The following is a 14,181-nucleotide window of genomic DNA, read 5'->3' on the forward strand; positions in this document are numbered from 1 at the left end:
ACGGGGCACCGCCCCGTGATCCTTCTTAGAGCTAATCTTGTTTTCGTCGTTCAGGTGGGACAGCCGCTAAATGAACACGCGGTTTCTGTGACGTGCGCGGTTCCGCCGGTGTTGCTGAATGGCTTGAGTTTGGGCCATTTGGCGTTGGTGTTTTAGGGCTTTTTGGTGACGCATGATCATTGTCGTCATGTGGGCCGGAGCCTTGCGGATGATTATTTTTGTTCATCTGCTTGTCAGTCAGGCTGATGACACTGGACATGACCAGTGGGAGCAGGAAGACGAGGAGGATCAGGCCGATGATGACGGCCAGCGCGACCTGAATCAGGGTTGTAATGCCGGATGGGATCATCGCGGCAAAGGTACCACTTAGGATGATGGCAGCGGAGATGACAACCGCACCGATGACGCTAGCGGCTTTGGCAATCCGATGCGTCATGGTGCCGCCTTCGAGGGCGTTATCACGGTAGCGCACCATGAGGAAGATACTGTAGTCAACGCCGAGGGCAACGAGCATGATGAAGGTGAAGAACGGTGTATTCCACGTCAGCATGTCGCGACCAAGCACGTAAGTTGAGAACAGTTTGGTGATGCCTAACGAGGTGACGTAGGCCAACAGCAACGTTGAGATAATGCTGATAGGTTGAATCAAGGACCGGGTGACGAAAATGAGGGCGATGCCGATACCGATAATCATGATCGCGGCGGTTCGTTCAAAGTCGCCATTAGCCAGTTTTTGCAGGTCGGCGGTTTGTGAAGTTTGGCCACCAACCGCGACTGTTGCATCGGCTAGCGGCGTGTGCTTTAATTTGGCCGTCATGTCAGTTTTAATCGCTTCGATCTGTTTGGCGGCAGCATCTGTGCTGGGATCGCCCTTTAGAACAACGGTCAATTTGGTAATCTTGTTGCCATCAGACATGTAGGTCGTTAACGCAGGCTTGAAGGTTTTACTCTTTAAAGTGGCGTTAGGGATATAGAACTTCTTCCCCAGATACGACTTTTGCAACTCGGTCAGGTATTGTTTCATGCTGGTGCTGCCGTCTGCAATCGTGCCGAGTGCTTTGTCTGCCGAGGTTAAGCCGCTTTGCATGGTGGTGACTTGTTCGGAGATTGCCTTCACTTTTGTGTTCAGGGTTTGGACACCGGTATTGATCTGATCGGCACCACTGGCAACTTGTGCCGCGCCACTATTGAGGGTGCCATTTTGCCCGGCGAGCTGTGAGGACCCCGTGTTGAGTTGGTTGACACCGGAAACAAGACTCGGTACTTGGCTGTTTAAGGAACCAATCCCACTACTCAGTTGGTGGGTGCCACTGGTGAGCGTACTGATGCCGCTGTTTAAGGCTGTCGTACCATTGTTCAGCGTTTTGATGCCATCGCCAAGCGAACTGGTACCGTTCGTCAGCTGTTGCACACCACCTGAAAACTTGGCGATTTCTTCTAGAATTGACTGTGTCAGTTGACTGCGATTGGGAAGTTGGTTAATTAAGGTAACGATTTGCTGAGCACTGCCGGTCAAGTTCTGAACTTGGCTGGCGAGCTTGTTCATCCCGCTAGTCAACTCACCAGATTTGTCGCTAAGTTGATTCATCCCGCTGGCGAGTACCGTACTATTCCCGCTAAGCTGATCCATGCCCTTAGCTAGTTGGGTCGAACTCGTGCTTAAGGTGTTCACCCCTGAACTCAGGGCCGGCAGCTGGCTGCTTAATTGGCCAATCCCGGTGTTTAACGATGCAACGCCGGAAGTATACTGGCCGATTCCGCTGTTAAGACTGGAGGCGCCGGATGAAAGGGTGTTGGTGCCATTAGCAAGGGTCTGCACTTGTTGCGTGCTGCCGGCGACATCAGCATTTGTAATTTGCGTATTGGCTGAGCTAAGGCCTGCTTGCACCTGCTTCAACCCTTTCACGCTGTCTATCAGGCCCGCATTAATCGTTTGGAGTTGATTGTCGAGATAGAGCGACTTAATCTGACTGCCGCCTGGTTGTGTCACAGAGGCAACTGTCTTAACGCCGTTCTCCTTTTGCAGGTAGGTTGTGAGGTCATCAATCGTACCAAGAACCGTTTGTGTATTCAACGGTTGCTTACTTTGAATATAGATGGTTGTTGGTGAGGCCATACCTTTTGAATAATGATCCTGAATCAGCTTATAACCGACCTTGGATTGTAACGTTTCCGGCAGTTCATCCGCGTTGTTGAAATTCAAGGTTTGGTTGGCATTCAGCAAAAATGGCACTGCGATGATGCCAATGATCCCGAGGGTGATGAGCGGTCGAGCGATGCCCATTTTGGACAGGCCGTGCCACAGTCGGCTGGTGCTATGACCGTTGAGATTCTTACTTGGCCAAAAGAGCTTTTCGCCTAAAGTGGCCATGAAGAACATGTTGAGCGTGAGCAGCACGGTCAAGAGGATCAAGACACCAATGGCCACGCCAACTGCGGAACGATAGAACTTGAAATTGGCAAGGCCGAGCACGGAGAAGCCGATTAGAACTGAGAGACCAGAGTACAGGATCGTTCGCCCACCAAAACGTCTGGCAACCCCGGCAGCTTTCGTTCGTGGAATGCCCTGTGAAAGGGCGGCCTTGAAGTCGTCGTATAGCAAAATATTATAATCGGTCCCAATTCCGAAAAGGACAACCACTAGGAAGACTTGAGTAAAGTTTGAGATTGGAAAGTTAAACTTGTCCGCCAAATTCATGATGATGTTCAAGGAAGTCATGAAGGAAATGGCAACGGTGAGCAGCGACACGAGCGGGACGATCGGGGAACGGAAGACAATGATGAGCACAATGAAAATGAAAATTGCCGCAATGATTTCTGTTTTCTGAATCCCTTTTTCAGTGACGGTCGCAAAGTCGTCGTTCAAGACATCACTGCCAGTCACATAGGTTTTGACGTTGCTAGTTTCGATTTGTTTTTCTAAATTGCGCGTTTGCGGCCCGACTTGCCCTTGGGCTTTCACATCGACCAACGCCATCTGAGTCGTACCGTCTTTGGCGTCTAGCTGTTTCTTAGTTTCGGCGTTGTCAGATGCTTGTGTGACGTTGATAATTTTGACAGCACCGGTACTCTTAAGGTTCTTGAGAGTTTGATCAATGGCTTGTTTTTGCGAGGCAGTCAGTTTTTTGTCACCATTGTTGAAAACCAGTGCATAAGAGCGAACCTTCTGATTATTGTTGGCTTTCTTTTCAATGTTTGCGGCAATTTGACTCTCTTCGTTTTTCGGCAGCGATAAGGCGCCTTTGTCTCGGACGATGCCGGAAACATCTGGCATGGTGATTAAGGTCATGATGATGACGATTAGCCAGAAAATAAGGGCCGGTATGTGACGATGACGAAGATTTTTCATTGAAAGATACTCCTTTCACAGGTTAAGCCGTTCCAGATCTGATTTTTTAGCTCAAGGGCTAACTGATCTTGATCGGGCACATGGCCTTGAAGTTGTTGTTGGACCCAAACGATGTCAATCATGCTGACGATGCTGCCGTATAAAATAGCTAACTGGGTGCGAACATCTGCTTTCACAATGACACCGTGTTCCTGACCTTCCATCAGCATATTGCTAATCAATGTGGTAACACGGTCGCGAGCAGCACGACTCTCTGGGCGTAGCGCTTCATTAAACACATTTTGTTCAATAAAATGCAGTTCAGTTGGGTAATGTTGCATGGTCAGTGCAGCGGCATCAAAGAGGTGGCTGAAAGTTGATTCGGGATCACTGACGTTGCAGTTGGCAGCGTCAGCCAGTGAGTCGTGAAAATAATGCATGATGTCAGTAAACGCGGTGTTAAGGATATCCTCTTTACCCTTAAAGTGACGATAAATTGTGCCAACCGCTACATTGGCAGCTTTGGCGATTGACGGTAAATTGGTTTCCGCGTAGCCGCGTTCGGCAAACAGCTTGACTGCTTGGGCGATGATTGGATCTGGGGTGGCGATGGGTTTCATTTTTTCTCCTCCGGAATGAACGTTCATTCGCATATATTAGAAGTTGTGAATATTCTTGTCAAGAGCATATTGAAAATTAACAGGGAGCGTCTACGATGTTGTAACTGGCACAATGTCTATAAAAGAAGCAATACAAAGATGGCAGGTGGCTATCATTTTCAAAAAAAACCACCATCAAAATCTTGATGGTGGAAGGAAAGGTAACTAGGTTAATTTTTACAACAGACTGTCACGATGTTCTTAACGAGACTCACTTTGAATAACGGCTCGGTTTTACCCGTGAAGTTTTGACTTTCTGATCCAGATTTTGTTCCGGTAAGCTGGCAGGCTCCTCGTGCACTGGTGTGGCATGGTGTGGCGTGATGGCCGCCTGCCAAGAATCAGGGGTTGGAGCTGCCAGCGGTTGGACCTGACTGGTCGAGATGGGAACGGCAGACGTCGACGGTTTGGCCGGTTGCGGATTCCCGGCTGTTAAGAGGCTGGCGGCGATGGCCAAAAAAGTGATACTCATAAGTAAGACTCCCTTCGATCATTTGACTGCTTTCATAACAGCCAATAGCAAAAGCTTACCGAAGGGATGAGACGGATTCGTACCGACTCAGTGGCGGTTTTGTTGAAAAAGGACGATGAAAACATGGCTTTTTGCTAAAGGAACCTTTAAGGGCCGTAAAAAAAGACGACCAGCAATGGCCGTCTTTAGGGTTAAATAAGGTTCAAGACGATTTTAAGACTCTGCTTTGCCTTTTGGTTCCAAGCGGCGCTCCAAGAAGCCCAGTACCAAATCAGAGATGATCGCCATTAACGCGGTTGGCAATGCACCGGCAAGGATGATGGCGCCGCCGTTGGTTGCGTTGGTGCCGCGAACAATGATGTCGCCCAGACCACCGGCACCGACGAAGGCACCAATGGCGGTGATCCCAATGGCCACGACCAGCGCGTTGCGAATGCCGGCCATAATGACAGACATGCTCAAAGGAATTTCAACCATGTACAGCGATTGCCAACGGGTCATGCCCATGCCTTTAGCCGCATCCATCAAGTTCTTGTCGACATTTTGCATGCCTGTGTAAGTATTCTTGATGATCGGCAGCAGCGAGTAGAGGAAAACAGTCACGATGACGGTATTCACACCCAGCCCGAGGCCAAGCATGATGATCGACAACATCGCCAGACTAGGAATTGTCTGAATGACGTTAGCGATGCCAATCACCGTGCTACTTAATGTCCGGTGCCGCGCAATTGCCAGCCCGATCGGAATCCCGATGATGGCGGCGATTAACACCCCATAAATTGAGATCAGAAAATGGCGAGCAAACTGACTCAGCACATACGAGCCATTATTGGCAAGATAGTACCAGAATTGCTGCCAGGTATCCATGTTGGCCATTAGTCGTCACTTCCTTTGAAATAGTTGTGTTTGGCAAGAAACTTTTGCGCGACCACGTTCGGTTCAAGCAGTTGATCATCGACTTGATAATTCAGCTCTTGCATCGTCTTCAGGTTGATTTTGCCATCTAACCGATGTAACAGCGGCTTGAGTTTCGGGTATTTTTTCAAAAAGCTGTTGTTGACGACGAGCGAACATTGATAAGGTGGGAAGAACTTTTTGTCATCCTTCAGCACTTTCAAGTTGTAACTGCGAATGCGGCCGTCTGTTGAGTAACCTAAGACCGTCTGCATCTTGTTGGCTTCGACCGCATCGTAAACCAGTCCGATCTGCATCGGGTAGACTCGTTTGAAATCGAACCCATACATTTTGGTGAAGTCGCTATAACCATCGCCTTTGCGGTTCATCCAACTGGAATCTACGCCCGCGTTGTAACGCGAAGCGACTTTCTTTAAATCGGAAATGGTGCTCAAACCGTCCTTTTTGGCTTCCTGTTGGGTCACCATGAAAGCATAAGTGTCGGAAAAACCATAAGACGGGTACCAAGTCTGGTCGTAACGCTTTTTGAATTCGCGCTTAACAATCGCCGTAGCTTCGGCAGGATCCTTGACGGGATTCATGCCTAAGGTACCGGTAATGTCGGTCCCAGTGTAACGGGTAGCACTGATGTCAGCATCGTTACGAATCATCGCTTGATGCACCACGGTACCAGAACCCAGGTTGTTGACCAAAGTCGTTTTGTAGCCGAGTTCATGATTAATGAGTTCGGCAATAATATTTGCCATGATCTGCGATTCAGTACTGGTTTGCGAAGCGATCCGCACAGTACCGTCATTACCAGAGCCGCCCAGTCCGGGAAAGCCGCAGCCGCCTAATAGCAAGACGGGGATGAGGAACAGCGATAGGAGCATTTTTCTGAATGTCTTCATCTCGCCACCTCCTAGGCCTGTTCGCTTACTGGGGTCAGCCGATGTTCTAGCCGGCCCAGCAGCCAATCAACCAAGAGTGCCAAGATGGTAACTGGAATCGTCCCGCCAATGATTAAGTCCGGCTGGAAGAGGTTCAAGCCGTTGAAAATGAGATCCCCAAGGCCGCCAGCACCGATGTACGATGCGAGGGTTGCCCAAGCGATGACATAAATGGCGGATAGGCGCACACCGGCCATGATGACTGGCATCGCCAGCGGCACTTCGACTTGTCGAATTGATTGCAAGGCCGTCATGCCCATGCCTTTAGCAGCATCAATCAAAACCGGATCGACATCTTCCATGCCAATATAAGTATTACGCAGAATCGGTAGCAGCGAGTAGATGAACAGCGCCACAATGGCCGGCAACTTGCCGATCCCAAAAATTGGAATCATTAAGGCCAACAACGCCAGCGATGGCACCGTTTGTAACATGCTGGCTAGACCGATGACAACTTTCGCCGTTTTAGGAAAACGTGTCAGCACAATGCCCAGCGGCACGGCTACCAGCACGCCAAGACCCAGTGCGATGGCGGAAATGTAGAGCTGCTCCCAAGTCTTGGTGATTAGCTCGCTGCCATGTGCGTTTAGAAATGCGAACATGGTCACACCTCCTTAGGCGTGTCACTGTTAGCAGGCGCTTCCGAAGCAGCAGTTGCTGAAGCGGTATTTTCGGTATCGCTATCAGCTTGGTCACTGTCGTTATCGTCAGATTTGTCATCGTTGTCGCCCCAGATAGTGTCGTAAACAACATCGACCAAGGCTGCTCGGGTGACAATGCCGACAAGTTTCTTATCATGATCGACAACAGGGACATATTTAAGCCCGCGTTTGAGAATGCGATCAGCGGTATCACGCAAAAGTGAGTCTTTATTCACGTAGAAAATACTGGTTTTAATGATATCGCCAACACTAGTGGCACTTTGATAACGCGTCTCAAGGGATTCAAGATCAATGAAACCTTTAAGATGATTCTCGTCATCTGTGACCAGCAGCGTATCAACGCGGCGTTTGCGCATCAGCAGAATCGCTTCAGCCAAAGATTTGCCTGGTGTGATGGCGGCTGGGTTTTTAAGCATGATTTGTTCAACGGTGGTGACATCGGCCCGCGCTTGAACAAGTCGGTCTTGCCCGACAAGATTTTCGACGAATTTGTTGGCCGGATGGGTTAAGAGTTCTGTCGGTGTCGAGTTTTGAATAATATGCCCATGATCCATGACCACGATTTTAGTTGCGAGTTTCAAAGCTTCGTCCATGTCATGGGTGACAAAGACCACGGTTTTACCGAGTTTTTCTTGCAAGTTCTTAATCAGTTCCTGCAAAGCTTCACGAGTGATGGGGTCCAAGGCGCCATATGGTTCGTCCATCAGAATCAGATCCTGATTGGCTGCTAGCGCACGGATAACTCCGATACGCTGTTGTTGGCCGCCAGAAAGTTCGGAAGGATAGCGATCAAGATAGTCTTCTGGAAGTTCAACTAAATCGAGCAGTTCCTTGGCTTTTTCCCGGCGTTTTTCTTCGGGCCACTTTAACAGCTTTGGCACGATGGTGATATTTTCATAGATCGTCATGTGTGGCATGAGGCCGATATTCTGGATGACATAACCGATTTGCCGACGTAGTTTAACGGCATCGATTTTATGAATGTCTTTGCCGTTAAACAGGATCTGGCCGCCGCTGGGCTCCAGCATTCGGTTGATCATCCGCATGGTCGTTGTCTTCCCGGAACCAGACGTCCCGATGAGACAGACAAAATCCCCCTTATGGATCTCAAGGTTGATATGTTCGACCGCGACATTTCCGCCTCGATAAACTTTCTCAACGTCCTTAAATAGGACCATTGGTTGTTCTTCTGGCATCTGACGCGTCCTCCTTTATTTGAATACTTCTATATTACCACATGGGGTTAATCAGATTTTAATACATTTGGGAACGGTTGTTTGTAGAAACGCCTTTGTTAGCTATTTCATTCAAAGTGATCAGAGAGTTCGGTGGAACTAAAAAGTCTGCTTCTCGAAAAGTGTGGGGCATCATTCCCTCGTAGGATTTGTGATTCATTAGATGTGGAATAATCGTAGGAAGGTGCTGGGCTAAAATTCTCTTGCCGTGCCAAACTCCGCAATCTCCGGCCAGCTGGGGCTGGAACGCTGTGACGGCGCTTCGAGCCCGCAAAGCCCGCGGTCTCGAAGTCGCCTAACAAAATCAGCTCCACAGCCCGTCGCTGTGTTGTTTGCACGGCTGAGCCCCATCTGGCCTACGATTGCTCCGCCTTGGCACTGGTATCTTTAAAATTCCAATAGACTACCCAAATGAAAGGACAAACAATTTCCGCACTTATAGACATTGCTGCAGAAATTGTTTGTCCTTTTATTTGGTGGCTGTGAATTATGGCCCAACCGCGTTCCCGTAAGCAACCGGCGTTCCCAAGAGACTGACTTCAAGTGTGTCTGCGACGGAAGTGTCTTTTTTCTTTCCCGAGATTCACAATCGCAGCATGACTAGTATTGTCACGATAATGTTATAAGTCATGTGTGATACAATGCTTGTTTTTATTGTTCCAGAAGCCCGATTGATAAGACTAAAACCAATTGCACAAAGAAGTAAGCACAATGAAGCAACAATCTCCAATCCGTGGAGAAAAACAAAAATGAGCGAGGTTATGAGAACTGATGGCCAATAGCCAAAAATATTTGCCAAATAATCTTGGATAACGCCCCTAAATCCGAGTTCCTCGCATATCGGGGTTAAGAAACACAGAGAGATAATCATTGGCCAGCGCGATGGGCCAGTTAATACTTTTGCAGTTGACGACTGCAACACATTGTCAGTGGGAGCCGGGAGAAATGGCAGATTATTGAGTGTTATTGTTAAAACAACAATGAAAATGGTCCAAATGACCGCCATATAAAAATAACGTGCTTTGAGTGGCTGATTAAGTTGTTGCGTTGAAGAAGGCTTTATATGACGATCAATGAATAGAAGTGATGGTATTGAGATACTGGCCGCAATAACAATAAATAGCCAGTTTAATAAGACACCTTCAAAAAAGCAGTCAACTAGGGAGACTCCAGAGGCAAGGAATAAGAATGGTATAAATAGAATGATCCCGATAACCAGCTGTTTTAGTTTATTCAAACATTTCTCCAATTTGTAGAAGCTTAAGAAACAGGTAGCATAATGCGCTGTTGATAATCTTGTCGCTACTGATGCTTACGGGCATGAAGCTTTGGATTAGACGCATACTTTTCATGCAAACATCTTATTAATACATAGATTGCCGCGCAGGTTACGATAGCGCTTAACCCCTTGAGCACATTCCCGAATATCATATTGTTCGTCCAGAGAGCTTCGATATATCTGAAGATGCTACGGTTAAAGAGCACTATCAGCAATGCACCCCAAACTTTTTTATCGCGATTCATTTTAGTATCATCTCCCAATTAACGCATCATCATGGCTGAGGATTGGTCATACTAGAAGACCACTACTCAAATATCTGTTATGTATACGAATGAAATCTTGCAGGAAATTCGATAAGACAGCAATTAAGCCCCAACAACCAAGATACCTTCAAGACTAAGCAAATTAATTGTAACTGAAACTGATGATGCTTCGTCAGTTTAAAAATAAACGTCGTGTTTTCAGCTTTTTTCGTCATAAACATGCTGGTTGCAGAATAATCGTGTGGCAAATCCCTAAAGTTGATCACCGTCAAGGCAGCTTTTTTCATCCCTCGGTACACTGGTCTCAAATGGAGGGATTAGCGATGCATTTTATTCAGACGCATAAACAAGAAGCGATGATTGCTGGCGGTGTGCTGACAGCAGGCGGTCTGATTTTTAGTCAGGCATGGGTGCTGGTGTTGGCGAGTTTGGTGGCGGGCTTGCCGATTGCGATCAATGCATTGGCGGCGCTGCGGTATAAGCAGATTAGTATTGAGTTGCTGGTGACGATTGCCCTGGTTGGCGCGGTGTTGATTGGTGAGCCGGTTGAAAGTGCTGTGGTCAGTTTTCTATTTTTATTCGGTGACTGGTTAGAGCAGCGCAGTTTGGCGAAGACGCGTTCGGCGATTCAAGGCTTGGCGGCTGCGGCACCGAAAACCGCGCGGCGACTGGATGGCACCATGATTCCGGTTGGTGACTTGGCAGTTGGTGATCAAGTCCGTGTACTGGCCGGCGAAACGGTACCAGCTGATGGCAAAGTGATCAGTGGGCAGGCGAATGTTGTTGAAGCCGCGATCACTGGTGAGCCGGATGCAAAAAGCAAGCAGGCCGGCGCAACGGTTTATTCCGGCACGCAGGTGAGTGATGGCACGGTGGCTATTGAAGTTGAGAAAACCGGCTACAACACGGTTTATCAACAGATCATTGATTTGATTGAAGATGCTCAGGATGCACAGTCACCAGTCGCCACTTTTATCCAAAAGTTTGCGCGGTGGTATACGCCGCTGGTATTGATCATTGCTTTGCTCGTTGGTTTGATCAGCCAAAATGTCCGACTAGCCATTACGATTTTGGTATTAGGCTGCCCTGGTGCATTGGTGATTGGCGCCCCCGTCAGCAATGTTGTCGGCTTAGGCTTTGGCGCTAAGCACGGTATTTTGATCAAAGGCGGGGATGTGGCCACCAAGTTGGATCAGATTGACACGGTTATGTTTGATAAAACCGGCACCTTAACCCAAGGCAAAATCAGCGTTGCAACGGCCCAATATTGGGCGAACGATGACGCCAAAGTTGCCGAGCTGGTGGCGGCGGTTGAGCAAGCAACGGCGCATCCGTTGGGGCAGGCATTGGTCGCCTACCTAAAGCCGCAAACAACACCGGCTGTGACCGACGTGAAAGTCACGCGGGGCATTGGCGTGCAGGCGCAAGTGGCTGGCCATACCGTTAGTATTGGGAACCAAAAGAGTCTGACGCAGCCACTGACCACCGCTCAGCAAGTTGCTATTCAAAACGTGATTAAAAGCGGTGCTTCGTTGGTCGTGGCGACAATTGACGGCAAACTTGCTGCAGTTTACGGCTTACGTGATCAGTTGCGCACCGATACCCCAGGCATGTTGGCGACCCTTCAAGCTAACGGTAAAAAGACGGTTGTGCTTTCAGGCGACTCGCAGGCTGCGGTTGAACACATGATGGCGGATTTGCCACTGAGCCAGACCCACGGCGGTTTACTACCAGTCGACAAGGTCACGGCGATCAAGGCAGCGCAAGCGCATGGTGAAAAGGTGATGTTTGTCGGTGACGGGATCAACGACGGGCCTGCACTGGCGCAAGCAGATGTCGGCGTGGCCATGGGCTCAGGGATGGATGTGGCCATTGATACTGCTGATGTCATTTTAACCAGCAGTCGCCTGACGAATCTCGGCGTTCTTTTCGATCTGGCTAAACGCATGGACAACAATATTAAACAGAATCTTATCATTGCGATCGGAACTGTTGCCTTATTGTTAAGCGGCTTGCTCATTGGGTTAGTTGATATGGCCAGCGGGATGCTGTTCCACGAAATTTCGATTCTGTTGGTCATCGCGAATGCCTTACGGTTACGGCACACCCCCCGAAAGTTACAAAACTTGACGACGATCAAGGACGCCGCAGCACAAACTGTTAATAATGAAGGTAAATAAACAAGAAAGGATTTTTAACATGACAAAATTAGTTTATCAATTAGATGGTTTAACCTGCCCAAGTTGCTTGCAGAAAATTGAAGGCGCATTAGGCCAGCAAGCCGGTGTCAAAACAGTGAAAGCCTTGTTTAACAGTAGCAAGGTCAAGGCTCAGATTGATCCAAGCGTGACCAACGCCGATGCTTTGAAAAAGACGATCACGGACTTGGGTTATACCGTTGTGAACGTGCGCAGTCAAGAAGCATAGAGCGAGAACTGGCGCGGTTAGAAACCGGAGCATAAGCAGCCTTGGGTGTGGTGGCTGAGCCAATTACCCCCAAGGTCCTTATGGAGGAGGTTTCGATGCTATAGAACGCTTTTAAAAATAAACAAGCGCGGTTAAGAGGAGAAGAACATGAGTGTAACGACAGGAATGAAAAGTATTACCGCTGATCAAGTTAAAGAACAGCAAGCAGCTGCTGCTAAACAGGCTGACCATGACCATCATGTGCCAACTGCTGGCGCGATGAGTGGCCACGTGTTGGCGAACTTGCAGGTGCTGATCCGCAAGCTGACGCAGTTTCGGGGGACCTTACGAGGTGTGGCCAGTGAAATCGATCGGCAACTGTTAGATCAGCTAATGCAACAAGCACAAGACCATTTTGACGACCTTGTGGCTGATTTAGCTGCCCAAGGCGAAGATTTTCCGACAACGACAGCGGAGTTTGGTGAATACACGATGCTCAAGGAAGACCCAGCGTTTCGTTTTTGGACGAATGATATGAAATTGGACGCCGTTGTCAATGATCTCGATACCTGCCAGTTGTTTGTCAGTCGGGCGATTCCGCTGGCCAACAAGGAGAACAAGGCTGTATTGGCAGCAGATATGTTACAATTGCAGCGCTGGCATGAACAAAGCATTCTGCGCTTGCAAACTCGACTTGGCCGCCAAGTGACGGCGGGGCGGGCATTGCTTGACGAGGATGAAGATGACGATTGATCAAGCTTGTTGACAGAGCGTGAGCAGGCGCGTTTAGAAACCAGAGCATAAGCGGCCTTGAACCTAAATGGCTGGGCTTTGGCCATTTAGGTTCAAGGTCCTTATGTGCAGGTTTCTGCGCCTGCGAACGCGTTTAGGAGGTGGCAACATGGCGCATAGTTGTACGGCGGTAGTGCCGTTATTCAAAAATTTAAATGATGAGGCGCGTGCCGCCATTGACGCGTTGACGCACGAACGCCAGGTTGAAAAAGGAACCGTTTTGATCAGCCCTGATACGGCGGCCCATTTGTTGGTGGTTGCGCACGGCAAACTCAAAACTTACCAGTTGGCCACCAATGGCAAGGAACAGCTGCTACGGGTTGATGGTGTTGGTGATTATGAAGGTGAAGCCGGCTTACTCAATATCGCTAATCCGAATGTCTATACCGAAACCCTGACGGCGGCAACTGTCTGCACCATCAGTGCCACTGACTTTCAACAATTGCTTCTCAAGCAGCCGCAAATCAGTCTCCAACTCCTGACTGAAAACGCCCGTAAAATGCAGGCGCTGGAAAAACAGGCCGGCTATTTGGGTAACGATTCGATCAACGTTCGGCTCACCCACTACCTACTGGACTTGCGTACCGCGGCGGGCCAGGACACCGTCACAGTTCCGATGGCATGGACACAATTGGCCGATTATCTCGGAACAACGCCGGAAACGGTCTCGCGCACTTTGAAACGACTCGCCGAGGAAAAACTCATTGAACGTTCAGGTAAGCAGGTAAGAATTCTGAATGCCGAGGATATGGAAGATTTTGCTTGGTGAGGTTGCCGAGTGATGTTTTTTAAATACAAAAAGCCACGAATCATGCAATCTAAACTAATTGCACGATTCGTGGCTTTTTCTTTGTTTTGCAAGAAGCGACATATAAATAAATCGGCACTGAACAAAATTTAACCAAAACAATTTTTCGTTTTTTAAGAAAGCCAGCAACCGCAACCTTCAATCAAAGAATACTTATTGACCACATACATTTAAATCTATAGACTGACCTTAGGCTTAGAGAAAGGACTAATTACCCTGTTTTCTTCGTCTAGCGGATTGGATGGCACACACCCCTCAACATTTTTGAGACGCGGAGGTGAGAGCCATGCCAAAACTAGGAGACGAAAGGGGTTCGCCGCGCTGGATGTGGCGTCGATTATCATCGCGCTAAGCATACTGGTTACCAGTATCGCCAAAGCGTATGCGATAATCAAAAAAGCTAACCGCAAGGATTAGCTTTTACCCAATT

The 14,181-nt window shown here is 48.6% G+C and carries 13 protein-coding genes and 1 pseudogene; 4 read left to right on the plus strand and 10 right to left on the minus strand.

Annotated elements, in window-relative coordinates; all coding sequences use genetic code 11:
* Positions 1-31 precede the first annotated feature (31 nt).
* From AC07KQ_RS00320 to AC07KQ_RS00365, 10 genes and pseudogenes are all read right to left on the minus strand, one after another.
* Positions 32-3,349, minus strand: coding sequence for an MMPL family transporter (locus tag AC07KQ_RS00320; RefSeq protein ID WP_274991109.1), 3,318 nt, complete (start codon positions 3,347-3,349; stop codon positions 32-34).
* Complete coding sequence (locus AC07KQ_RS00325) at positions 3,346-3,948, minus strand: TetR/AcrR family transcriptional regulator (protein WP_003562586.1); 603 nt, start codon at positions 3,946-3,948, stop codon at positions 3,346-3,348. Before AC07KQ_RS00325 ends, AC07KQ_RS00320 begins: the two co-directional genes overlap by 4 nt.
* A 250-nt stretch (positions 3,949-4,198) precedes the next feature.
* The gene (locus AC07KQ_RS00330) at positions 4,199-4,459 is read right to left on the minus strand and encodes a hypothetical protein (RefSeq protein ID WP_003572931.1); all 261 of its coding nucleotides are present in this window, start codon (positions 4,457-4,459) and stop codon (positions 4,199-4,201) included.
* Positions 4,460-4,672: 213 nt separating this feature from the next.
* On the minus strand, positions 4,673-5,335 hold the full coding sequence (locus AC07KQ_RS00335) for an ABC transporter permease (RefSeq protein ID WP_003562592.1): 663 nt from the start codon (positions 5,333-5,335) through the stop codon (positions 4,673-4,675).
* Positions 5,335-6,264: an osmoprotectant ABC transporter substrate-binding protein gene (locus tag AC07KQ_RS00340; RefSeq protein ID WP_003562594.1), complete on the minus strand. Its 930-nt coding sequence runs from the start codon at positions 6,262-6,264 to the stop codon at positions 5,335-5,337. The genes AC07KQ_RS00335 and AC07KQ_RS00340 overlap by 1 nt, the downstream gene beginning before the upstream one ends.
* A gap of 11 nt (positions 6,265-6,275) precedes the next feature.
* Positions 6,276-6,905 (minus strand): ABC transporter permease, encoded by a 630-nt coding sequence (locus tag AC07KQ_RS00345; RefSeq protein WP_003568628.1) that lies wholly within the window; start codon positions 6,903-6,905, stop codon positions 6,276-6,278.
* 2 nt (positions 6,906-6,907) lie between these two features.
* Entirely contained in the window at positions 6,908-8,161 is a 1,254-nt protein-coding gene (locus tag AC07KQ_RS00350; protein WP_012490780.1) for a betaine/proline/choline family ABC transporter ATP-binding protein, read from the minus strand.
* Positions 8,162-8,783: 622 nt separating this feature from the next.
* Entirely contained in the window at positions 8,784-9,437 is a 654-nt protein-coding gene (locus tag AC07KQ_RS00355) for a CPBP family intramembrane glutamic endopeptidase (RefSeq protein ID WP_013245327.1), read from the minus strand.
* 65 nt (positions 9,438-9,502) lie between these two features.
* Positions 9,503-9,724: a hypothetical protein gene (locus AC07KQ_RS00360; protein ID WP_003659053.1), complete on the minus strand. Its 222-nt coding sequence runs from the start codon at positions 9,722-9,724 to the stop codon at positions 9,503-9,505.
* A gap of 128 nt (positions 9,725-9,852) precedes the next feature.
* A pseudogene (locus tag AC07KQ_RS00365) lies at positions 9,853-10,032 on the minus strand (hypothetical protein); the annotation flags it as partial.
* Between the two features lie 36 nt (positions 10,033-10,068).
* Between AC07KQ_RS00365 and AC07KQ_RS00370 the strand changes: the two are divergent.
* The 4 genes from AC07KQ_RS00370 (at position 10,069) to AC07KQ_RS00385 (ending at position 13,712) form a co-directional block, all read left to right on the plus strand.
* Positions 10,069-11,925, plus strand: coding sequence for a heavy metal translocating P-type ATPase (locus AC07KQ_RS00370; RefSeq protein ID WP_013245329.1), 1,857 nt, complete (start codon positions 10,069-10,071; stop codon positions 11,923-11,925).
* A 19-nt stretch (positions 11,926-11,944) separates the two neighbouring features.
* The gene (locus AC07KQ_RS00375) at positions 11,945-12,172 is read left to right on the plus strand and encodes a heavy-metal-associated domain-containing protein (RefSeq protein ID WP_003562606.1); all 228 of its coding nucleotides are present in this window, start codon (positions 11,945-11,947) and stop codon (positions 12,170-12,172) included.
* 147 nt (positions 12,173-12,319) lie between these two features.
* A complete protein-coding gene (locus AC07KQ_RS00380) occupies positions 12,320-12,904 on the plus strand; it encodes a ferritin family protein (RefSeq protein ID WP_013245330.1) in 585 nt (194 codons plus the stop codon).
* Positions 12,905-13,052: 148 nt separating this feature from the next.
* The gene (locus AC07KQ_RS00385; protein WP_003562610.1) at positions 13,053-13,712 is read left to right on the plus strand and encodes a Crp/Fnr family transcriptional regulator; all 660 of its coding nucleotides are present in this window, start codon (positions 13,053-13,055) and stop codon (positions 13,710-13,712) included.
* Positions 13,713-14,181 lie beyond the last annotated feature (469 nt).

It is taken from the genome of Lacticaseibacillus sp. YLM2-1 (assembly GCF_056583465.1).

Excerpts from the sequence above, each read along its gene's own strand:
- AC07KQ_RS00320 (WP_274991109.1), bottom strand. The coding sequence starts at position 3,349 with ATGAAAAATCTTCGTCATCGTCACATACCGGCCCTTATTTTCTGGCTA.
- AC07KQ_RS00325 (WP_003562586.1), bottom strand. The coding sequence starts at position 3,948 with ATGAAACCCATCGCCACCCCAGATCCAATCATCGCCCAAGCAGTCAAG.
- AC07KQ_RS00330 (WP_003572931.1), bottom strand. The coding sequence starts at position 4,459 with ATGAGTATCACTTTTTTGGCCATCGCCGCCAGCCTCTTAACAGCCGGG.
- AC07KQ_RS00335 (WP_003562592.1), bottom strand. The coding sequence starts at position 5,335 with ATGGCCAACATGGATACCTGGCAGCAATTCTGGTACTATCTTGCCAAT.
- AC07KQ_RS00340 (WP_003562594.1), bottom strand. The coding sequence starts at position 6,264 with ATGAAGACATTCAGAAAAATGCTCCTATCGCTGTTCCTCATCCCCGTC.
- AC07KQ_RS00345 (WP_003568628.1), bottom strand. The coding sequence starts at position 6,905 with ATGTTCGCATTTCTAAACGCACATGGCAGCGAGCTAATCACCAAGACT.
- AC07KQ_RS00350 (WP_012490780.1), bottom strand. The coding sequence starts at position 8,161 with ATGCCAGAAGAACAACCAATGGTCCTATTTAAGGACGTTGAGAAAGTT.
- AC07KQ_RS00360 (WP_003659053.1), bottom strand. The coding sequence starts at position 9,724 with ATGAATCGCGATAAAAAAGTTTGGGGTGCATTGCTGATAGTGCTCTTT.
- AC07KQ_RS00370 (WP_013245329.1), top strand. The coding sequence starts at position 10,069 with ATGCATTTTATTCAGACGCATAAACAAGAAGCGATGATTGCTGGCGGT.
- AC07KQ_RS00375 (WP_003562606.1), top strand. The coding sequence starts at position 11,945 with ATGACAAAATTAGTTTATCAATTAGATGGTTTAACCTGCCCAAGTTGC.
- AC07KQ_RS00380 (WP_013245330.1), top strand. The coding sequence starts at position 12,320 with ATGAGTGTAACGACAGGAATGAAAAGTATTACCGCTGATCAAGTTAAA.
- AC07KQ_RS00385 (WP_003562610.1), top strand. The coding sequence starts at position 13,053 with ATGGCGCATAGTTGTACGGCGGTAGTGCCGTTATTCAAAAATTTAAAT.